Source organism: Arthrobacter sp. W4I7 (assembly GCF_030816215.1).
Classification (GTDB): Bacteria; Actinomycetota; Actinomycetes; order Actinomycetales; family Micrococcaceae; genus Arthrobacter; species Arthrobacter siccitolerans_A.
Window position 1 is genome coordinate 3,127,096 of the sequence record NZ_JAUSXU010000001.1, and the last position, 21,486, is coordinate 3,148,581.

Genomic DNA, 21,486 nt, shown 5'->3' on the forward strand with positions numbered 1-21,486 from the left:
CTGTGTATTGCAGTGCAGTCGCGCCTTGCGTCAGCTGCTTGCAGCCCAGCCGCAGCCCCAGGGCTGCAGGCCGCGCTGCGCGTAGACGCGGTTGGCGACGTCGATCTGCTGGGCCTTGGTGGCGAGGCTGGCGTTCGGGGCGTACGCGCCGCCGCCTGATCCGATCCAGGTCCGGATGTCGAACTGGAGGCCGCCGTAGTAGCCGTTGCCCGAGTTGATGGACCAGTTTCCGCCTGATTCACACTGGGCGATCTTGTCCCACATGGCTTCGTTCATCATGGCCGGGGCGGCGGCACCGGTGTTGGCACCGGCACTGGCTGCGGGGGCGGCCTGGGCCACCGGCTTGGGCTTGGTGCCTACGGTGATCTTCTCGGTGACCGGCTGCGCGGTGACGGATTCGGTGACCAGCGTGCGGGACGCTTCGCGGCCGTCCACGAGGACCAGCTTGTAGGTCTTCTCCACCTTGCCGGCGGAACCGGCCTGGGTGACTTCTTTTTCACCCTTCAAAAGCTCGGCGCTTTCGACCATTTCGCTCTTAAAGGCGATTTCCTCGCTGGTCACCGCGGTCTGGCCGGTATCCACACGGGAGACCTTGATCACCATGTTGTTGACCACGGGGGCATTGGCGGGCTGGGAGGACCGGTCGTTTGCGCCGAGGGTCAGGCTCGCATCTTCCAGGACCTTGCCCACGGTGGCGGCGGTGGTGGTAGCCGCCTGCACCTTGCCGTCGGCAACGATGCTGACGGCCTTGGGGGTGGAGATGGAGACGAAGGATCCTGCCACAGCCAGCTGGGCGTCCTTGGGGGCCGAGACGGACGATGCACTTGCGACACCGAGCTCGGTGACCAGATCTTCAACGTCCTGGGCGGTGGTGTTCACCGTTTTCTCGGAGCCGTCAAGGCTGACTTTGACTTCCTTGGCCTGGTTGACGTTGATGACCGTGCCGTTCTGGACGGTGGCGTCGATGGCCGGGGAGACGCGGTCCGCCGGCTTCAGTTCGAGGTTGGCGCTTTTGACGACCTGCCCCACTGTGCCACCGAAGGTTTGAACGGAAGTCACCTTGCCATCAACGTTCAGCGTGATGGTTTTGTTATTGCCCACGAAAGCTACGAGACCCACCACCAGTGCACAAAGCACCAGAAGCTGGGTTCCAACCTTGAAAAAGCTGAACTTGCCGTCCGTTGTAAAGAACTTGACCACGATTGCCCGTAACTTTAGTCCTGTCCGGGCACGGGGAGAGCGCAATAAAATGCCCGGGCATGCCTCCAGGGAGGGGTAGTCCGGGCACCGTCGCGCCGCCACACTCCTAGTAGAGGACAGGCCGGAACAAGGCCGGCATATCAAGCTGCAAGTGGAGTGAACTTATCCGGTGGCCTTCCCCGACCCCGGCTAATAGTTTTCCACTGTAACCGTAGCGTTATAAAGCCGCCAAGAAATTTGCATACCAAGTATTTGTTTTGGCAGGTGCAGGCAGTGTGTTCCTAATCCCATTTTCCGTAGGCCCGCACGGTATTTTGGCTGACGCCGGCACAGAGCGAGGCCAGGTCACGGTTTGTCAATTCAGCCATGGCGCGCACCGTGTAGGGAACCATATAGCTGGCATTGGGCCGCCCCCGGTGGGGATGTGGAGTCAGGAACGGGGCATCCGTTTCCACCAGGATGAGCCCGGGGTCCGCGACCGCGAGTGCAGCCCGCAGGTTGGCCGCGTTCTTGAACGTCAGCGTCCCGGCAAAGGACATCCACCAGCCTTCCCGGTTGCACGTCGCCGCCAGTTCCTCGTCCCCGGAAAAGCAGTGGAAAACCACCCGCTCCGGGGCCCCTTCTTCCTTCAGTACCTGCACCACGTCGCTGTGCGCGTCACGGTCGTGAATCTGCAGCGTCAGGTCCAGCCGCTTCGCGATGTCGATATGGCGGCGGAAGGAGTACCGCTGGTGGGCCAGGCCCTCCCCCTCGGTCCGGAAGAAATCAAGGCCGGTTTCGCCGATGGCACGGATCCGGGGATGGGCAGCGAGCTGCTCAATTTCCGCCAGCGCCTCTTCCAGCTGGCCGCGCGCGGCGTAACGGGGGGCATCGTTGGGGTGAAGTGCCACTGCCCCCAGCAGCCGCTCATCCAGGTCCACCGCCTGGACCGTAAACCGGGACGATTCCAGGTCGGTGCCCACCTGCACGGCACCCTGGACACCTACCGCCGCAGCCGCATCCAGCGCTTCCTTGATGCCCACCGGCGCCTCCCCGTCCGGAAAGTCAAGGTGGGTGTGGTTGTCCATGACCGGCACCGGCAAGGGCTCAGGAGCGGGGGGAAACTCCCGCTGCCGGGAACCTTCGGATTCCGAGGTACCGCCGGCAGCGGAAGCACGGTAAGCGGCGGGGATCATCGGATTGCACATTCATCAAGCCTAAACCGACAGTGTGGCCCCATATTTGTTGGAACTCTCTGTCTGCTGCGGCAGTTGTGTTAGTAGTCTGGTATGAACACATGCGGACGCCCACCGAGGGGCGAAGGCAGGGCCAGCTGTCCCGTCCAGGAGAACCCCGGGCTGAAAGGTTGCCGATGGAATCCCACCGACGCACTGCCGATGATGTGAGCGCTGCGAACCGCAACCTTGCGGGAGTCGCAGAGCCCGTGAGCCACCTGAACGGCCACCGGCCCGCGGCCATGGATGCCACGTCCTTCCACGAGGCAAGCCAGCGGATCCTGACGACCGTCAATACGGTGATCGACGGGAAATCGGACGCCGCGAAGCTCGCATTGACGGTGCTGCTCGCCCAGGGCCACCTGCTGCTGGAGGATGTGCCGGGCGTGGGCAAGACGCTCCTGGCCAAGACGCTCGCCCGGACCATCGACTGTACTGTCAACCGGATCCAGTTCACCCCGGACCTGCTCCCCTCCGACGTCACGGGAGTGTCCATCTACAACCAGTCCTCCAGGCTTTTCGAGTTCCGGCCCGGCGCGGTTTTCGCGAACATCGTCATCGGGGACGAGATCAACCGGGCGTCAGCGAAGACCCAGTCGGCGCTGCTGGAGTGCATGGAGGAGCACCAGGTGACGGTGGACGGCCATTCCTACCGGCTGGACGAGCCGTTCATGGTGGTGGCAACGCAGAATCCCATCGAGATGGAGGGAACGTATCCCTTGCCTGAAGCCCAGCGGGACCGCTTCATGGCGCGGATCTCCATGGGCTATCCGGACAAGGAGTCCGAGATCGAAATGCTGGAAACCCACCAGTCGGCCTCACCGCTGGCCAAAGTCACCCCGGTGGTGACCACCGCTGACGTGGCCGCCATGATCGCCACAGTCCAGCAGGTCTACGTCTCGCAGGCGGTCAAGGAATATACAGTGTCCGTGGGCCGGGCCACCCGGGAAAGTCCGCTGCTTCGCCTCGGTGCCAGCCCCCGGTCCATGCTGCAGCTGCTGCGCGCTGCGAAGGCCACCGCCGCCCTGGATGGCCGAGACTTTGTCCTGCCGGACGACGTTGTGGGCGTTGCCGAAGCTGTCCTGGCGCACCGGATCATCCTGGACCGGAAAGCGGCGGGCGCAGGGGAAAGCGCGCACAGCGTCCTGCGCGGCATCCTGTCCCGCTTGCCTGTCACGCAGAAACCGTCCGATACCGGGGCCAGGGTCTCCGCCGGTGCCGGCCGGAACGCCCCCGTGGCAGGCTTGAGCAGGAACCACTAGGCGGACTGCCATGGCGCTGCTGGACCGACTGCCCCGACACCTCTTCACCCGGCGCGGCTGGGGCATGCTGGCCGCAGGGGCAGCAGCACTTGCCGCCGCCCACGTTATGGGCCGCCGGGACCTCTTAAGCCTGGCAGTGCTCCTCTTCGTCCTCCCCGTGGTTTCCCTCGCGGGGATCCGGCTGGTCAAACCCCGCTTCCAGGTCTACCGCGAATTCAATCCCTCCCCCGTGGAGACGTCCGCGCCCACCACTGTCAGGCTTGCGGTGGCACGGACCGGAGCAGGAACCGGCCGCGCCACCATGGAGGAACGGCTGCCGCCGAGGTTCGGCGAGTCGCCCGCCTTCCGGTTCCCTTCCCGCTCCGCCACCGGCGGCACCAGCAGGTACGAATACCACCTGCGCTCCGCCCAGCGCGGACAGTTCCTGATCGGACCGGTGACGGCGGAGTTCACCGACCCGTTCGGCCTGTCGCTGCACAGGCAGGCAATTGACGAAGGCGACACACTCACCGTGACGCCCGCCGCCGTCGTCCTTCCTCTGACGGGGCTGGCCGGCGCCCGCGGCAACGACGGCGTCACGGCCACAAGGATCCGGGCGAACCCCAGCGACGACGACGTGATGACCCGCGAATACCGGCACGGGGACCCGATGCGCCGCGTGCACTGGGCGGCCACCGCGCGCCACGGTGAACTGATGGTCCGCCAGGAGGAATCCGTCACTACGCCCGAGGCGACCATCATCCTGGACCACCGGTTCGGGGCCTTTTCCGGCAGCTCCGGCGCCGCCCCGGCGGGAAACGCGGCCCAGGACGGCCACACGATGATCAGCAGCGAAACCTTCGAGTGGGCCGTGGTGGCGGCCATGTCCATCAGCGCCCACCTGGCCGAGCGCAACTACGGCCTGCGCCTCCTGGACGCGCGCGGGGAACCGGCATTCCTGCGTTCGCCCTCGGCTCCGGAACCCGAGCTGGAGGAGTACAGCGGGGCTTCCGGGCTCCAGTCCATCGCGGAGAGCCTTGCCGCCATCCAGCTCACAGGGCCCCACGCGCGCGGCGAGGCCGGAAGCAGGGACTTCTTCGGTACCGGGGAATCCCACGGCCACCAGGAGGCAGGGCCCCCGCCGTTTGACGACAACCTCATGGACAAGCTCTCCGCGCACCGGATGCGGGGACCGGTGATTGCCGTCCTGGGCAGGATCTCAGCGCTGGAGGCGCTGTCCCTTGCCCCCGCCGCAGGCTACGGAACCAACGCCTTCGCCATCATCGTGGCGGAACGGCCGGCGGAGTTCGAGGACGCCCTGGAGAAGCTCCGGCAGGGCGGCTGGCGCGCGGCGGCAGTGGCCCCCGGCGTCTCCGTCGCGGCCGCATGGAACCAGTTCGACCAGGACCTTGCCGTGCCGGAACTCCCGGCGACGGAGGTCCGGCGCGGAGCGGGGGTGGCGCGTTGACCATTGCACCGGCCAGGAGCTCCGGAACGGGCCGGCAACAGCCGCCGGCAGGACCCCCGGCGGGACGTAGCCGCGTGGGCGCCTACCCGTGGGTGATGGCGGGTTCCATTGCCCTGGCGGTGGCCGGGGCCGCCTTGTCCTTGAACGGTGTGTTGCGGGGCTGGGCCTGGTACTGGCCGGTTTTCACCACCGTGCTGGTGGTCAGCCTTACCCTTGCTGCCTTGCGTTCTGTCCGGGCGCAGCCGTTGCTGGTGACTGCCGGCGGGTTCCTTTCCCTGGGTGCCATCCTGACGTTGACATTCTTCCGCGGCACCAGCTTCGCGGGCATCATTCCCACCGGAGGCAGTTTGGCGGAGCTCGACCGGCTGATCCGCCGCGCCAGCGAAACAGTGCTCTCCGAGACCGCTCCGGTGGCGCCCAATGTCGGCATCGTGATGGTGATCTGTGCCGTTCTGGGCCTGGCCGTGATCCTGGTGGACGCGCTGGCCGTACCGCTCGGCATGCCCGCCGCCGCAGGCGTGGGACTGCTCGCCATCATGGTGGTGCCGGCGATGATCAAACCCCAAAGCGTCGGCTTCTGGGGATTCGCTGCCGCTGTTGCCGGGTACCTGATGATCCTGGCATGCAGCCAGTGGTACGTACCGGACCCGCGGACACCAGCGGATTCGGCGCGGAGCCCCGGCCAAGGGCGGAGGGCAGTCCTGACCGGGGCTGTGGCCGTGGCCGCCGCCCTGGTGCTGCCGCTGGCCATCCCCGGCTTCGACCAGGGCACCTTTCCCCAAGGTTCCCGTATTAATCCATGGGGCAATTCCACCGGTTTGAATCCCATGATCACGCTCGGCAACAGCCTGCGCACCCCGGCCGGGAGCGGCCGCATCAGCTATGCCACCAACTCCCCTACGCCGCTGTACCTGCGCTCTGTCACCGTGGATAATTTCGACGGCGACTCCTGGGGCCCGGATGACCGCAACGCCTCCCGGCGGCCGCTGGGCAACGAGATCGACCCCGGCTATGCGGTGGCCGAAGAGCAGCAACTGCTCACGGCAATAGACACCGGAACCTTCACCAGCCCTTACCTGCCGGTTCCTTACGCGCCGGAATCCGTGCGGGGGCTGGAAGGCCGGTGGACCTGGGATCCTGCCACTTTGAGCATCAAGGGGACGGACACCACCTCCCGCCGGCAGGAGTACCTGGTCACCACCACCGTTCCGAAGCTGACGGCCGGACTGCTGGCCAGGTCTTCGGCGCCCGTGCAGGGCATCGCGGACGACTTCACCAGGATCCCGGGCAACGTTCCGGACATCGTCCGGACCACGGCTGACACCGTGGCCGGTCCAAGCTCCACGCCCTACGACAAGGCGATGGCCATCCAGAAGTACTTGCGGTCCGCGCAATTCACCTACTCGCTGCAGTCCCCGGTGCAGGGCGGTTACGACGGAAACGGCCTCTCGGTCCTTGCCGACTTCCTGGAGCAGAAGAGCGGATACTGCATCCACTACGCCTCCGCAATGGCCGTGATGGCCAGGCTCGAAGGGATCCCCAGCCGGATCGCTGTCGGATACGCACCGGGCAGACTGACCGGCGCAACCGTATCAGTGGCCGGCCAGGGCGCACTGCCCGAATATGAAGTGGATGCGAGGGATGCCCATGCCTGGCCGGAACTCTATTTCCAGGGCCTGGGCTGGGTCCCGTTCGAGCCGACCCCGTCCCGTGGCGTGGTGCCCGACTACGCCACGGAAAGCTCCGCATCCTCGTCCCCGGGCTCGCTGGACAACGGCGACGACCTGACCCCGGACGCCACACCTGCACCCGCTCCGGCACCGAGCGCCGCCCCGCTTCCTGTTCCGGGGGCGGGCGGAACCGCTGACACCGGAAACCAGCTCCTGCCCTGGCTGCTCGGTACCGGGGCGCTCCTGGGAGCCGCGCTCCTCGCCGCGTCCCCCCGGCTCGTCAGGACTGGCATCCGGGCACGGCGGCTTAGGGCTGCTGATCCGGCCGCTGCCGTGCCGCTGGCATGGAACGAAATGGTGGACCTGGGGACCGACTATGGCCTGCCGCCAGAGCCGAGCGAGACGCCGAGGGCGTACTCGGCCCGGCTCCGCAGCTCAGCTTTGTTGGGGGAACCGGGCGGAATGGACGAGGGCGCCCACCAGGCCGCGGCGGCATTGACTGCAGAATTCGAACGCCAAAAGTACGGGCCGCCAGTAGTGGACGGGGTGCCTGAAGCGGGTCACGCCGGAACCGGGCGGAATGCCTCCCTGGCCAACGGGGTGGCCGGCAGCCGCATAGCGGCGGTTGAAACAGCGTTCCGGGCCAACGCCTCCACCCTGCGGCGGCTGCACGCCCTCTGGCTGCCGCCGTCGGTCGTTGGACGGCTGGCACGCCTGCTCGCCACACCGTTCAGGATCACGTTCAAGGCCGCAGGGGCAGCCGCGGGCAAAGCCGCGAAAGCCGCCGCGCGCACCTGGTCAGCGCGCTGGTCCGGACATTCCTGATACAGGCCTTCCAGATCCAGGCGCTCCTGCACCAGGGCAGGCGGCGGCTTTCGCCGGCAGTCGAAGCTACTGCCCGGCGTAGGGGTCGGCGATGCCGATGTACTGGGTGTAGAGGTATTCCTCGATGCCCTCGAGGCCGCCTTCGCGGCCCAGGCCGGACTGTTTGACACCGCCGAAGGGTGCAGCGGCGTTGGAGATGACGCCCGCATTCAGGCCCAGCATGCCGGTCTCCAGCCGTTCGCCCATCCGGATGCCGCGGTTGAGGTCCTTGGTGAAGACGTAGGCAACCAGCCCGTATTCAGTGTTGTTGGCCAGCCGCACCGCGTCGTCTTCGCTGCTGAAGGTGGTGATCGGGGCTACGGGGCCGAAGATCTCCTCGGAAAGGATCCGGGTGCCTTCGGTGACGCCGGAGAGGATGGTGGGCTGGTAGAAGTAGCCCGGTCCCTCCACCGGACCGCCGCCCAGGACGGCCTTGGCACCGGAGGCAACGGCGTCGGACACCAGTTCGTGGACCTTGTCCCGGCTCTTGGCATCGATCAGCGGGCCCACCTTGGACTCCGGCTCCGTGCCCCGGGCGGTGGTCATCTCCTTCATCTTCGCGGCGAACTTCTCCGCGAACTCGGCGGCGACGGATTCGTGCACGATGAAACGGTTGGCCGCAGTGCAGGCCTCGCCCATGTTCCGCAGCTTGGCGAGCATGGCACCCGTGACCGCGGCGTCGAGGTCAGCGTCCTCGAAGACGACGAACGGGGCGTTGCCGCCGAGCTCCATGGAGGTGCGCAGGACGGTTTCGGAGGCGTCGGCGAGCAGGCGGCGTCCCACCTCGGTGGAGCCCGTGAAGGAGAGCTTGCGCAGCCGGGAATCCTTGATCAGCGGGCCGGTGGTGGCACCGGCCGTGGACGTGGGGATGACGTTCAGGACGCCGGCGGGCAGGCCGGCCTCCAGCATGACGGCGGCGAACAGCTGGGAGGTCAGCGGCGTGAGGTTCGCGGACTTCAGGACCATGGTGCAGCCAGCGGCAACTGCGGGGGCGATCTTGCGGGTGGCCATGGCCAGCGGGAAGTTCCACGGCGTGATCAGCAGGCAGGGGCCCACGGGCTTCTTGGTCACCAGCAGCCGGGACTTGCCATCCGGAGAGACGGAGTAGCGGCCGAAGGCCCGGACGGCCTCTTCGGAGAACCAGCGCAGGAACTCGGCGCCGTAGGTGACTTCGCCCCGGGCTTCGGCCAGGGGCTTGCCCATTTCCAGGGTCATCAGCAGGGCGAAGTCCTCGGCCCGCTCGGTGACGAGGTCGAAGGCGCGGCGCAGGATTTCCCCGCGCTCGCGGGGCGGGACCTTCGCCCAGGACTCCTGCGCAGCCGCGGCGGCATCCAGGGCGGCGGCACCATCCTCCGGGCCGGCGTCGGCAATGCTCAACAGCACCTTGCCTGTGGCAGGGTCCTCGACGTCGAACGTCTTGCCGGAGGCGGCATCCCGCCACTCACCGTTGATAAGCAGGCCGGTGGGAACAGAGGCCAAAAGGGCGCTTTCGCGTTCTGCGGAAACGGCCGGCTGTGCAGTGACAGTCACGATGACTCCCTCGTCAGTAGGGTTATTGCAGCCCGCCGGCAAGCGGCCGGGATGGCCGCGGTGGTGCGGGCTGATTAGTTGCCAGACTACTGCCGTGCCCGCAACCGGTCTACGCCTGTACGCACTACCAAAACAGGAAGGGGCTGTGCACCTGCACAGCGCCTTGAGGGCGGCGCCAGCGTGCTCAGCGGGCAGCCAACACTGCCGAATAAAGCTCCCGTTTGCTCACCCGGACATCCTCAGCCACGGCAGCCACGGCTTCCTTGAGCCGGATGCCCTGCGCCACAAGTTCATTGACGGCGGCCACGTGGTCCTCCGGCGATCCGGCGGCCTGCTCGGATGCCCCCGCCAGGACAACGGCGATCTCACCGCGGACCTCGGTGCCCTCAACCCATTGCAGGAGTTCGCCCAGGGACCCGCGGATCACTTCTTCATAGGTCTTGGTCAGTTCGCGGCATACGGCGATGCGGCGGTCGGGTCCGAAGCGTTCCCGCAGGGCCCGCAGCATCGCTTCGAGCCGGTGCGGTGCCTCGAAGAACACCATGGTCCGCCGCTCTCCGGCAAGGTCCGCAAGGCGCGAGGCTCTTTCGCCGGCCTTCCGCGGCAGGAATCCTTCAAAACAGAAGCGGTCGGTGGGCAGGCCGGACAGCGCCAGGGCTGTCAGGACCGCCGATGGTCCAGGGACGGCAGTGACGGCCAGGCCTGCGGCCACGGCGCCTTCCACCAACCGGAAGCCGGGATCGGATACTGCGGGCATTCCTGCGTCGGTGACCATAACGAGTGTCTTACCCGCCCTGACCTGGTCGAGGAGCTCAGCAGTCTTGGCTGCCTCGTTGTGCTCGTGATAGCTGATGACCCGGCCGGCCACTGTGACCCCCAGGCTCTGGACCAGGCGGTGCAGCCGCCGGGTGTCCTCGGCGGCAACGATGTCCGCCGTCGCCAGCAGTTCCACCAGGCGGGCCGAGGCATCGCCGGTGTTGCCGATCGGTGTGGCGGCGAGCACGATCCGCCCGGCCCCCGGCCCTGGTGCCACGACCGCTCCCGTATTCCCTGCGGGCTCTCCACCGGCCCGGCCGGGGGTTGCAGTGCCGGAATCAGGGAAGGTGCTGGGGTTAGGATCCACGCCACCAGCCTACTGCTGCGGGCGCTGCCAGCCGCAAAAGGTAGCATGGGGCTCGTGACGCAGACCTCGACGCGGCCAGCCGGGGCCGGACACGCCACACCTGCGGCGTCCACTAAAAGCCCGCCTGGAGCCGGCGGCCAGCCCGGAAACGCCCCGGTCCGTTCGTGGATCACCCGGCCAGCCGAGGCTTTTACCGTTGAATCCCTGCGGGCCCGGCTGCTGGACCGTCCGCACCAATGGCGGGACTACCCGCCGTCACTGCGGTTGTGGTTCCTGCTGGTTCCGGTCCTGACGGCCGTCGCAGGCGGGGTTCTCCGGTTCGTCCGGCTGGAGAGCCCGCACAAGCTGGTCTTCGACGAGACCTACTACGTCAAGGATGCCTACTCGCTCCTTATGAGCGGCTACGAACGGGCGTGGCCGGACAAAGCCAATGATTCCTTCAACGCCGGCAACCCCGGCGTGCTCCTGAACACCCCCGAATATGTTGTCCATCCCCCGGCGGGAAAGTGGATGATAGCCGCCGGCATGTGGCTCTTCGGCGCGGACAATTCCTTTGGCTGGCGCTTCTCCGCGGCCCTGGCGGGCACCCTGTCCATCCTGCTCCTGTCGCTCATCGCGCTGAAGCTCTTCGGGTCCCTGCCGCTGGCGGGAGCCGCCGGCCTCCTGCTGGCCGTGGACGGCCACCACCTGGTGATGTCCCGGACGTCGCTGCTGGACATCTTCCTGATGTTTTGGGTCCTTGCGGCGTTCGGTGCCCTGCTGCTCGACCGGGATGACGGACGACGGCGGCTGGCCGCCCGGCTTGCCCGTGCAGCGGACGCCAGCGGGGGACGTCCCACTCCGGCGCAGCTCCTGTCCGGGCCCTGGCTGGGGATCCGCTGGTGGCGGATCGCTGCAGGCGTCTGCCTGGGGCTCGCCGTGGGAACCAAGTGGTCCGGGCTGTTCTTCCTTGCCGGATTTGGCGTCCTTACCGTGCTGTGGGACCTCAGCGCGCGCCGGGTTGCCGGCATCCGCGGCTGGATCAGCGGCGGCATCATCAGGGACGGGGTTCCAGCCTTCCTGGGCATGGTTCCGGTTGCCGCGGTGGTTTACGCCGCGAGCTGGACGGGCTGGTTCCGGTCGGAGGACGCCTACTTCCGCCGCTGGGCGCAGAGCAATCCTTCCGCGGAATGGGGATGGCTGCCGGACTCGGTCCGGTCCCTCGCGCACTACCACCTGGAGGCGTACAAGTTCCATCAGGGCCTGGGTTCGGAACACCCCTATGAGGCAAGTGCCTGGAGCTGGCTGGTGATGGGCCGGCCGACGTCGTTCTTTTACGAATCCCCCGAGCGCGGTACCCCCGGCTGCGACTTTGACCGGTGTACGGCCGCCATCCTGTCCGTAGGGAATCCGTTGATCTGGTGGACGGCCGCCATTTCGCTGGTGGTGCTCCTGTTCTGGTGGGCTGGACGCCGTGACTGGCGGGCCGGGGCCGTGCTGGCGGGCATGGCCGCCGGATACCTGCCCTGGTTTATGTACCCCGAACGGACCATGTTCTACTTCTACGCGGTGTCCTTCGAGCCGTTCCTGCTGTTGGCGCTGGTCTACTGCCTGGGGCTGGTCCTGGGGAAAACGACGGATCCGCCCTGGCGCCGCCGGTCCGGCCTGTATGTGTTGGTGGTGTTTGTCGCGGCGGCAATGCTGCTCTCCGCCTTCTTCTATCCGGTCTGGGCCGCCGAGATCATCCAGTACCAGGAGTGGAGGCTTCGTATGTGGATGCCGTCCTGGATCTAGGGCAGGATGTCAGAAGACCCCCGAAGGAGCCGCTGCCCGCGGCGTGGCAGCGGAACGGAGACCTGCTGTGAGAGAAGCGAGCACGGAACTGCTGGTTGAGCTTGACGCTGCCAGCAACGTCACGGACCTGTTACTGGAGCGGCAGGCGGCCAACCCTGCCCATGCCCTGTACCGGCGCAAGGGGCCCAACGGTTGGGTGGATGTGCCGGCGCAGAAATTCCTGCAGGACGTCAGCGCCCTTGCCAAGGGCCTCATCGCGGGCGGGCTCGAGCCCGGTGACACCGTAGCTGTGATGTCGGCTACCTCCTATGAGTGGACGCTGGTGGATTTCGCCATCTGGTTTGCCGGCGGCGTGACCGTTCCCATCTATGAAACGTCCTCCGCAAGCCAGGTGGAGTGGATCCTGCACGACGCCGGCGTCCGGCGCGTGTTCGCGCAGGACCGCGGCAAGGCGGGGCTTGTAACGGCTGTCCTGGCGGGCTCGCCCCTGCTGCGGGACCGCCTGGTCAACGTGGTCCGGATGGATTCCGACGGCGATGCCCCCAATCTCGCGAGCCTTGCCGCTGCAGGGATGGGTGTCACCGATGCCGAGCTGGAACGGCACCGGAGCAAGGCGGTGCTGGACGACGTCGCTTCCCTGGTCTACACCTCCGGAACCACAGGCAAGCCCAAAGGGTGCGAAATCACGCACGGCAACTTCGCCCTGGTAGCCAAGAACATCGTTGCCTTCCTTCCGGAGCTGCTGCTCCAGGATCAGGCCCGGACGTTGATGTTCCTGCCGCTCGCCCATGTGCTGGCCCGCGCAGTGCAGGTGGTCTGCCTGACCGCCGGTGCCACGCTGGGACACTCACCGGGCGCGGCGGGTCTCCCGGAGGACCTTGGTTCATTCCGGCCCACCTTCCTGCTGGTGGTTCCGCGGATCTTTGAAAAGGTACGTGCCGCCGCGGCCCACAAGGCAGCTGCAGGGGGCAAAGCCCGGTTGTTCAGTGCAGCCTCTGCCACTGCCATTGAGTACTCCAAGGCGGAGGACCGGCGAAGCCGCGGTGAGGGCAACGGCCCCGGCTTGTTGTGCCGGATCCGGCACGGGATCTTTGACCGGGTGCTCTACCCGCGGCTCCGCCAGGCCATGGGCGGCCAGGTGGGGTACACCGTTTCCGGCGCCAGCCCGCTGGGCCTGGATGACGCCCACTTCTTCCGCGGCGCCGGGATCCCGGTGCTGGAAGGGTACGGCCTGACGGAAACGACGGCCCCGTGCACGGCGAACACCCCGGTCGCGTACCCGGGTGGGATCAGTGGGTATCCCCATCCCGGGCACGACCGTCCGGGTGGCCGAAGACGGGGAGATCCTGGTGAAGGGGATCGGCGTCTTCCGGCGTTACCACGCCAACCAGGCCGCGAACGCCGAGGCTTTTGTTGACGGTTTCTTCCGCACCGGCGATCTCGGGGAACTGGACCCGCAGGGCTTCCTCACCATTACAGGGCGCAAAAAGGATCTGCTGGTCACGGCCGGCGGCAAAAACGTGGCGCCCGGGCCGCTCGAGGAAAAAATCCGCGCACACCAGCTCGTGGGCCACGCCGTGGTGGTGGGTGACGGCAAACCGTTTATCTCAGCCCTGGTGACCCTCGATCCCGAGGGCCTGGCGAACTGGTGCTCGGAGCGGAGCCTGCCTTCCCGGACCATCCGCGAGGCGGCCGGCGATCTGCAGGTGGTGGCCGCTGTCCAGGATGCGGTGGACCAGGCGAACCAGCTCGTGTCCAAGGCGGAGTCCATCCGCAAGTTCAGCGTGCTGGACGCTGAACTCACGGTCGAATCAGGTCATCTCACGCCGTCGCTCAAGGTGAAGCGCCACGCCGTCGTACGCGATTTCGAAGCCGAGATCGCCAGGCTTTACGCCTGATCAGCGGGTTGCTCCCCTGCCCCGCCGTCTCCGTCCTTCAGCAGGCCACGCCGGCGGCGTGTAGGCCAGGTGAGGACCAGCGTCACCAGCGCAGTCACCACTACCAGGCCGCCAATCACCATTCCGGCGTCAATCCAGAACTGGCCGGGGAACAGCCGGATCAGGGTGTCATCCATGCTGAACGTCCAGGAGCCCTCGGCGAAGAAGATACGGTGGAATTCCGTGAAGAACTGCTGCCAGCCCAGCACGGCCAGCGTTCCCAGGCCGAGGATCAGCACCAGCGTGATGATGGCGCCGGCGAACAGGCCCCTCCTGACGCCCCCGGAGCTGCGCCTGCGCAGGTAAAGGATAGCGATGAGGCTCACCAGGACCAGCAGCACGCCGGCGCCGAAGGTGGACAGGATCACCAGCTTGACGTCCGCCATGTGGCTGACTTCGCCGTCCTTGAAGAGCTTGCCGCCGCTGCGGTACACCAGGTCCCCCAGGTAGCGCGGCCCCGCCCAGTTGTTGAGGTAGTCCACGGCGTAGGAGCCGTAGGTCATCCTGTCGTCGGTGCTGAACCCGTAGCCGTCGCCGGGAAACCCGGGACGGTTGTATTCCACCCACAGGAACAGAGGACTGGTCACAGCCCGCACGGCGAGGATCAGCAAAACCAGCGGGAAGAAAATGGCGAGCAGGACCTGCATCACCCGCGGGGCCACGGGCTTGGCGTTTACCGCGCTCTCCCGCTGGGCATTGCGGCGCTCCACCTCCTCCTGGGGCGGACGGACCTGCAGGGCCGAGGTGGGAAGCTGCTCCCGGAAAACGGGGGAGCTTCCGTGGCTTGCAGCCGGCCCCGGCTCTTCGACGGCGGCCTCGGCGGCTTTGCGGTCCGCCCGGCTTTCCGGCTGGTCAACGTTGCCCTGACGTGAGGCAGCCGCGCCGGTTGCGGCCGTGGCTCCTGCGGCCGTGGCTCCTGCAGTTGCAGATCGCGCATTCCCTGCATGCACCCGAGTCGGGGCGTCTTCATCCCCGACCGGTCCGCGGTCGCTGTCAGGCTCACGGACAGTACCGGGTTCGGTGCCGGGCGATCCGGTGGCGGCTGAATCGGTGCGGTCCGGTTCACGAGAGCCGTCCGCGGCGGGGCTGTCGGATTCGGTGCCCCCGGTCAGCCAGGAGAACGCCGGCTCGTCGGAGTCCTCTGATGTGTCCAGGACCGGGTCCGGCTCTGGCTCGGCACGTCGGGCGCGGGCAGGAGTTTCGTCTTTCACAGCAGCGTCCACTTCCGTTGGGTCTTCACGCCGGGTTCCGGGTCCACCGGCGCGCTTTCTCTGTTGACGAGCCTACCGTCCGGGATTCCGGCTGGGCGAGGAACCACCCCGGACGGTTTACAACGATTCAGGCAGCGATCCCGGAATAGCCCGCCTCCTCGCGGCGCAGGTCGCCGCGCTCCCCCGCCAGGTAGGCAGGCCGGCCACACGCGACAACATAGAGCCAGTACCCTGCCAGTACTGAGGCTCCGATACCGATCTTTGCCCACACCGGCAGCGCACTGGGTGTCACGAACCCTTCCACCAGTCCGGAGGCGAAAAGCACCAGGATCAGCCCCAGGGCAACGGTGATCAGAGACCTCCCTTCCTCGGCCACGGCCCTGCCCCGGGTACGCGGGCCGGGCGAAACCATGGCCCAGAAGATCCGCAGGCCGGCGGCGCAGGCGATGGACACTGCCGTGAGTTCCATCAGGCCGTGCGGCAGGATGTAGCTGAAGAAAACATCCGGCTTGCCGGCTGCGGTGAAGATGCCTGCGGCAATGCCTACCCCTTGGGCGTTGGCGAACAGGATCATGGGCACCCACACGCCGGTGATCCCCAGGGCCACGGCTTGTGCGCTGATCCAGGCGTTGTTGGTCCAGACGGCACCGGCGAAGGAGGCGGCAGGGTTTTCTGAGTAATAGTTGATGAAGTCTTCTTCGACGTACTGCCGGGCCGCCGCCTCGGAGGCCACTGCCCGCAATGCCTCAGGGCTCCCGGCTATCCACAGCGCATACACCGTCCCGATGAGGACAAACGCGGCACCACATGCCAGGGTGAGCCAGGTGAGCCGGTACAGCGCCGCAGGAAGGGCCACCACAAAGAACCGCGCCAGGTCCGCCACCACATTGGAGCGCGCTCCGGTGAAGCGGGTCCGGGCCTGCGCCAGCGTGGCCGAAAGGGACGCGGAGAGGCCGCTTTCCGGAGCCAGGGACCGGATGAGCGACAGGTGGGCGGACGTGGACTGGTACAGGGCCAGCAGTTCGTCTGCTTCGGACCCGGTGAGCCTGGCCTTGTAGGCCAAGTGGTGCAACCGGGACCACTTGTCCGCATTGACGGCGGAGAACGCGTCCATATCCACGGCATCAGCCTAGCGCCCGGCACTAGACTTGCGTCTGCAACATCAGCCGCTAGGAACAGGAACCAGTGTGAGTTCGATCGTCACGGGGGAAGCAGTCGTTCTGGAATTGCGTCCGGCCTCCTTCGCGGCGCGCGCCCTGGGCCTGCTCCTGGATATGGCGTTGAGCATCGTGTTGCTGGTGGTGATCCTGATAGGGCTGTCGGCCGCCGGCGGGGACCTGGACGGGGCCGCCCAGCGGGCGTTGGTCCTTGCCAGTGTGGTCTTTTGCCTGGTAATCGTTCCGGTGGCGGTGGAGACCCTGAGCCGCGGGCTCTCGCTGGGCAAGCTTGCGGTGGGCCTCCGCGTAGTCCGGGAGGACGGGGGCGCCATCCGCTTCCGCCATGCCCTCATCCGCGGCCTGACCGGATTCCTGGAAATCTACTTGACCTTCGGCGGCCTTGCCATCGCCGTGGCCCTCTTTAATGAGAGGTCACGCCGGCTGGGCGACCTGCTGGCCGGGACGTACGCCATCCGCAGGCGGGTACCGGTGGAACAATCCGCGCCCGTGTTCGTTCCGCCCCGGCTCCAGGCCTGGGCGGCTGCAGCTGACATCGGAAGGATTCCGGACGCGACGGCGCGGCGGGCATCCCAGTTCATCCGGCAGGCCGGCCGCATGGCGCCCCTGTCCAGGGCCGGAATGGCTGAGTCAATCGCCACCGAACTGGCGGCCCACGTGGCTCCTCCCCCGCCTCCCGGAACCAGCCCTGACGACTACCTTGCCGCCGTCGTTGCCGAACGGCGGAGCAGGGAGCTGGCCAGGCTGGGCAAGGCCCGACGGCGGAATGCTGAGACCGGTGAGCGGCTGCACCGGCTGCCTTTCAGCGGTTAGGCCCCGGCAGCTGCGCCGGTTCCGGCAGTTGCGCTAGTTGTCGTATTCGCCCCAGGGGATGTTCCAGTCACCGAAGCCGTCAGTGTGGGCCGCGAAGTCACCCTCGGTGTTGACGATCTGGACCACGTCGCCGGTGCCCATGTTGTCGAAAACCCAGGCAGCGCCGTCGGGAGCGAACCCGATGCAGCCATGGGAGACGTTCGTGTTGCCGATGAACGGGAAGGCGGACGGCAGGGCCTGGTGGATATACGCGCCGCTGAGGGTAAGCCGGATGGTGTATTCGACGTCCACGTCGCCGTAGTAAGCGGGGTCGTCCGGCTTCAGTCCAATGCTCGAGGCGCGGAAGTGGTCATAGCGTTTCTTCTCCATCAGAACGCCGTAGCCCCGGGCAGACGGGAAGCGCTGGTCCCCCATGCTGACGGGCAGCGTCTTGACCACCTGGTCGTTGACGCTCAGCGTGAAGGTATGGGCTGTAGCGTCAGCCACCGCCACCTTCTTGTCGCCGATGGAGACGTTCACCTTCTTGTTGAAGTTGGCGATCTGGCCGTTCCCCAAGTCCACGCCGAACAGCTTCATGTCCATGGTGATGGTGGAATTCGCGGCCCAGAAGTTTTCGGGCCGGTACCGGACCATGGTGTCGCTGTACCAGTGGAAAGCGCCCGCCTGGCCGGCGCTGCTGGAAATGGTGATGGCCTTCTCCACGGCCTCGCGGTTGGTGACAGGTTCACTGAAGATGACCTGCAGGGGCTGCCCCACACCCACTTTCATGCCGTCCAGGGGATAGATGGCGGCATCGGCTTCATGGGAACTGGAGACAGTGCTGAACGTCTGCGTGGTGCTTGTCTCGCGTCCGGCACTGTCCTTGACCACGTAGGTGTAGCTGTAGTCCGTGTTGAACTTCAACGCTCCAGCCGCGGTCCAGCCGGTGCCCTTGGCGTCAATGCTGCCTTCCACGGTCTCGCCGCCGGTGCTGGTGAGGGTGACCCGTTCAATGGTGCCGTTGGCCACATTCAGCGACACCGGCGCAGCAGGATTAACCTGTTTGGCACCGTTGGCGGGTGCGGCCTCCAGTTTCACGGGGGCGACCACCGGCAGGGCGAGCCCGGGAGATGTCCTGACGGCGGAGCCTGCCTCGGATTCGATCGCGCCGCGGGCGGCTCCCGGGGCTCCCGCGGCGAACACGCCGCCTACGGCGGCGAGGAGGCATACGGCCGCCACCACAAGAATCTTCTTGGCTCCGCCGGTCCGGCGGGGCTTGATTTCAGGCTCCATATTTTGATCCTAGGCGCAAAAAGTAACAGCCCGGGTGCGGTGGGCACCCGGGCGCTTTACTTCTTAGTAACGATAGTGCTCGGGCTTGTAGGGGCCGGCCACGTCGAGGTCCAGGTACTCCGCCTGGTCCTTGGTCAGCTCGGTGAGCTCTACACCCAGGGCGTCCAGGTGCAGGCGTGCCACCTTTTCATCCAGGACCTTGGGCAGGACGTAGACCTGGTTTTCGTACTCGCGCTCGCCCGCCGCCTGGTCCTTCTTGGTCCACAGCTCGATCTGGGCAATGGTCTGGTTGGCAAACGAGTTGCTCATCACGAAGGACGGGTGACCTGTGGCGTTGCCCAGGTTCAGCAGCCGGCCTTCGGACAGGACGATGATGGAACGCTCAGCTGCGGTCCCGGCGTCGAAAACCCACTCGTGGACCTGCGGCTTGATCTCCACTTTCCTGATGCCCGGGATCTTCGCGAGCCCGGCCATGTCCATCTCGTTGTCGAAGTGGCCGATGTTGCCCACGATCGCCTTGTTCTTCATGCCCGCCATGTGCTCGGCCATGATGACGTCCTTATTGCCCGTGGTGGTGATGAAGATGTCACCCTGGGCCAGCACGGACTCAAGCTTGGCCACCTGGTAGCCGTCCATCGCCGCCTGCAGCGCGCAAATGGGGTCGATTTCGGTGACGATGACCCGGGACCCCTGGCCGCGGAGTGCCTCGGCCGCACCCTTGCCGACGTCGCCGTAGCCACAGACGACGGCGACCTTGCCGCCCATGAGCACGTCGGTGGCGCGGTTGATGCCGTCCGGGAGTGAGTGCCGGATCCCGTACTTGTTGTCGAACTTGCTCTTGGTGACGGAATCGTTGACATTGATCGCGGGGAACAGCAGCTTGCCCTGCTCGGCCAGCTGGTAGAGGCGGTGCACGCCGGTGGTGGTTTCTTCGCTGACGCCCTTGATGGTGGCGGCTGTCCGGGTCCATTTCTTCGGGTCCGCCGCGAGGGAGCGGCGGAGGACCTCCAGGAAGATTCCGTACTCCTCGGAGTCGGCGGGGTCGGCGGAGGGCACGTTGCCCACTGCTTCGAACTCCACGCCCTTGTGCACCAGCATGGTGGCGTCGCCGCCGTCGTCCAGGATCATGTTGGGGCCGAGCTCGGGATCGGATTCGGCACCGGGCCAGGTGAGGATCTGCTCGGCGGTCCACCAGTATTCCTCCAGGGTTTCACCCTTCCAGGCGAACACTGGCACGCCCTGCGGGTCCTCCACGGTGCCCTTGCCCACCACAACGGCGGCAGCTGCCTCATCCTGGGTGGAGAAGATGTTGCAGGAAGCCCAGCGGACCTCTGCGCCGAGGGCCGTCAGCGTTTCGATCAGCACGGCGGTCTGCACGGTCATGTGCAGCGATCCGGCGATCCGCGCGCTCTTGAGCGGCTGGCTGGGGCCGAACTCCTCGCGCAGGGACATCAGGCCGGGCATCTCGTGCTCGGCAAGGCGGATCTGGTGCCGGCCGGCTTCAGCCAGCGAGATGTCGGCAACCTTGTAATCAAAAGCCATGGGTAAATCCTTTACTTGGTCCGGCGGTGTGGCCGGTGCTGTGTCCGGGTACTGCGGCACCGGGGCGCCGGTGGCCGGGTGGAGCCTGTGGTCGGGGGGACGTCGTGGGGGCTACTCTGCGGGCGGCGCAGCCATGGACGCATCGTGCTGGTCCGAACCAGCGGAAGCGGCGGCTGCCAGCAGTTCGGGCGGAAGCAAGAGCGGAATGCCGTCCTCGATGGCGTAGCGGTGCTTCACTCCGGACTCGTCCGCGGCGGTGGCAACAAGTTCCTCGCCCTCCTGTACCAAGGGCGAACCTGTCACGGGGCAACGCAGGACGGACAGCAGTTCAGGACTGATCTTTGGCATTGGTACATGCTCCCTGGCGGGCGCGCTGGCGCCGGTAGCGGACGGAATTGCAGCTTCCAGCGTACCGCCAGATCCGTTCAGGACGGTTCCCGCAGGACGCGCAGGTGGCCCCTTCGGGTACCTTCCGCTCCGGCCGGAGCTTCCAGGGCTGAGTGCGGCCCGCGTTTGGCAGTGGCCGGCTGCGGCTGGGCCGGCAATGCAGCGGCGTCCCGTACAGCATTGGCCAGGGCCAGCAGGTCATCGGGGCCCGGCTGCTGCGGGGTGGTGGGCATGGCGAGGCGCAGGACCTCCCAGCCCCGCGGGACGGTCAGGGAGCCGGCGTGCTGCTCGCACAGGTCGTAGCAATGGGGCTCGGCATAGGTGGCCAGCGGACCGAGGACCGCGGTGGAGTCCGCATAGACGTACGTCAGGGTAGCCACCGCTGACTGGCGGCACGCAGATCTCGAACACTGACGGATAGCTCCCACGACATCCCAGACTACTCGCTGTCCACCCCAAAACGCCGCATTGCGGCTTCGGGTCGACGCGCCCGTGAAGGTGGCGGCAATGTGTCGCGTAATTGTTCGCCCGGGTTTACAGTCGATGTATGCAGTCATCGAACCATGAATCAGGTTTTACGGTCCGGTTGGCTGACCCGGATGCCCGCAAGGACCAAGGCGCCGCGTTGCCCGGCAAGGGCTTTATGGCCCGCCGCCGTAACCGGCACGGACGCGGCCTCCGGGGCGAAATGATGCTGCCCACCCATCCCGGTTACCGCACGCGCTCGGACCGGTTCGATGACATGGTGCTGGACTCCGCGCAAAGGCTTCACGATATCTGGGGCAAGACTCTCGACGGCGTCCGGTTCGGCGTGGATGAAATTCCTCCTGACCTCGAACAGCTCGCGGCGAATTCGACCCCGGCCCCCATGGGCGCCTACATTCCTGGCACGGACGGGGACGGCCCGATGATTACGGTGTACCGGCGCGTGGTGGAGCAGGCCAGCGGAGGCCTCGACGACCTCCAGGACCTGGTCCATGACGTGGTGGTGGAGCACACCGCCGAAATGCTCGGTGTTGCCCCCGAAACCCTTGATCCCGTCTACCGGCGCCGGTACTGACGCCAG

At 66.7% G+C, this 21,486-nt stretch carries 16 protein-coding genes and 1 pseudogene; 7 read left to right on the plus strand and 10 right to left on the minus strand.

Annotation, left to right across the window (positions count from 1 at the left end):
• Positions 1-30: 30 nt before the first annotated feature.
• Both QF047_RS14185 and QF047_RS14190 read right to left on the minus strand, forming a co-directional pair.
• Positions 31-1,200 (minus strand): resuscitation-promoting factor, encoded by a 1,170-nt coding sequence (locus tag QF047_RS14185; protein ID WP_306638718.1) that lies wholly within the window; start codon positions 1,198-1,200, stop codon positions 31-33.
• 281 nt (positions 1,201-1,481) lie between these two features.
• Complete coding sequence (locus QF047_RS14190; protein WP_307278199.1) at positions 1,482-2,387, minus strand: TatD family hydrolase; 906 nt, start codon at positions 2,385-2,387, stop codon at positions 1,482-1,484.
• A gap of 164 nt (positions 2,388-2,551) precedes the next feature.
• Between QF047_RS14190 and QF047_RS14195 the strand changes: the two genes are divergently transcribed.
• From QF047_RS14195 to QF047_RS14205, 3 genes are read left to right on the plus strand one after another with little or no spacing between them, the layout of a single operon-like run.
• Positions 2,552-3,676 (plus strand): MoxR family ATPase, encoded by a 1,125-nt coding sequence (locus QF047_RS14195; protein WP_307278201.1) that lies wholly within the window; start codon positions 2,552-2,554, stop codon positions 3,674-3,676.
• Between the two features lie 10 nt (positions 3,677-3,686).
• Positions 3,687-5,123 carry a DUF58 domain-containing protein gene (locus QF047_RS14200; protein ID WP_307278203.1) on the plus strand — a complete coding sequence of 479 codons (1,437 nt, stop codon included), beginning with the start codon at positions 3,687-3,689 and terminating at the stop codon, positions 5,121-5,123.
• Positions 5,120-7,618, plus strand: coding sequence for a DUF3488 and transglutaminase-like domain-containing protein (locus QF047_RS14205; RefSeq protein ID WP_307278204.1), 2,499 nt, complete (start codon positions 5,120-5,122; stop codon positions 7,616-7,618). Before QF047_RS14200 ends, QF047_RS14205 begins: the two co-directional genes overlap by 4 nt.
• Positions 7,619-7,684: 66 nt before the next feature.
• On the opposite strand, the gene QF047_RS14210 is transcribed toward QF047_RS14205, so the two are convergent.
• Together QF047_RS14210 and rsmI are read right to left on the minus strand one after the other, a co-directional pair.
• Positions 7,685-9,187, minus strand: a complete 1,503-nt coding sequence (locus QF047_RS14210; RefSeq protein WP_307278206.1) for an NAD-dependent succinate-semialdehyde dehydrogenase — start codon at positions 9,185-9,187, stop codon at positions 7,685-7,687.
• 184 nt (positions 9,188-9,371) lie between these two features.
• Positions 9,372-10,310 carry a 16S rRNA (cytidine(1402)-2'-O)-methyltransferase gene (gene rsmI / locus QF047_RS14215; protein WP_307278208.1) on the minus strand — a complete coding sequence of 313 codons (939 nt, stop codon included), beginning with the start codon at positions 10,308-10,310 and terminating at the stop codon, positions 9,372-9,374.
• A 45-nt stretch (positions 10,311-10,355) separates the two neighbouring features.
• Here rsmI and QF047_RS14220 point away from each other — a divergent pair, with 45 nt between their 5' ends.
• Both QF047_RS14220 and QF047_RS14225 read left to right on the plus strand, forming a co-directional pair.
• Entirely contained in the window at positions 10,356-12,083 is a 1,728-nt protein-coding gene (locus QF047_RS14220) for a dolichyl-phosphate-mannose--protein mannosyltransferase (RefSeq protein ID WP_307278211.1), read from the plus strand.
• Positions 12,084-12,150: 67 nt separating this feature from the next.
• Positions 12,151-13,981, plus strand: a pseudogene (locus QF047_RS14225) (long-chain fatty acid--CoA ligase).
• Here the strand turns inward: QF047_RS14225 and QF047_RS14230 are convergent.
• On the minus strand, positions 13,972-15,231 hold the full coding sequence (locus QF047_RS14230; RefSeq protein ID WP_307278214.1) for a TIGR01906 family membrane protein: 1,260 nt from the start codon (positions 15,229-15,231) through the stop codon (positions 13,972-13,974). The pseudogene QF047_RS14225 and the gene QF047_RS14230 sit on opposite strands and share 10 nt — an antisense overlap.
• A 127-nt stretch (positions 15,232-15,358) precedes the next feature.
• Positions 15,359-16,351 carry a stage II sporulation protein M gene (locus QF047_RS14235; protein WP_307278217.1) on the minus strand — a complete coding sequence of 331 codons (993 nt, stop codon included), beginning with the start codon at positions 16,349-16,351 and terminating at the stop codon, positions 15,359-15,361.
• Between the two features lie 67 nt (positions 16,352-16,418).
• On the opposite strand from QF047_RS14235, the gene QF047_RS14240 reads away from it, so the two are divergent.
• Positions 16,419-17,219 (plus strand): RDD family protein, encoded by an 801-nt coding sequence (locus QF047_RS14240; protein ID WP_307278220.1) that lies wholly within the window; start codon positions 16,419-16,421, stop codon positions 17,217-17,219.
• Positions 17,220-17,252: 33 nt separating this feature from the next.
• Here the strand turns inward: QF047_RS14240 and QF047_RS14245 are convergent, their stop codons facing one another.
• The 4 genes from QF047_RS14245 to QF047_RS14260 form a co-directional block, all read right to left on the minus strand.
• Positions 17,253-18,491 (minus strand): Ig-like domain-containing protein, encoded by a 1,239-nt coding sequence (locus tag QF047_RS14245; RefSeq protein ID WP_307278223.1) that lies wholly within the window; start codon positions 18,489-18,491, stop codon positions 17,253-17,255.
• 63 nt (positions 18,492-18,554) lie between these two features.
• Positions 18,555-20,033, minus strand: coding sequence for an adenosylhomocysteinase (gene ahcY, locus QF047_RS14250; RefSeq protein WP_307278226.1), 1,479 nt, complete (start codon positions 20,031-20,033; stop codon positions 18,555-18,557).
• Positions 20,034-20,144: 111 nt separating this feature from the next.
• Positions 20,145-20,381, minus strand: a complete 237-nt coding sequence (locus tag QF047_RS14255) for a Trm112 family protein (protein ID WP_307278228.1) — start codon at positions 20,379-20,381, stop codon at positions 20,145-20,147.
• 77 nt (positions 20,382-20,458) lie between these two features.
• Positions 20,459-20,848, minus strand: coding sequence for a DUF3499 domain-containing protein (locus tag QF047_RS14260; protein ID WP_306638703.1), 390 nt, complete (start codon positions 20,846-20,848; stop codon positions 20,459-20,461).
• A 119-nt stretch (positions 20,849-20,967) separates the two neighbouring features.
• On the opposite strand from QF047_RS14260, the gene QF047_RS14265 reads away from it, so the two are divergent.
• Entirely contained in the window at positions 20,968-21,480 is a 513-nt protein-coding gene (locus tag QF047_RS14265; RefSeq protein WP_306638702.1) for a metallopeptidase family protein, read from the plus strand.
• Positions 21,481-21,486 lie beyond the last annotated feature (6 nt).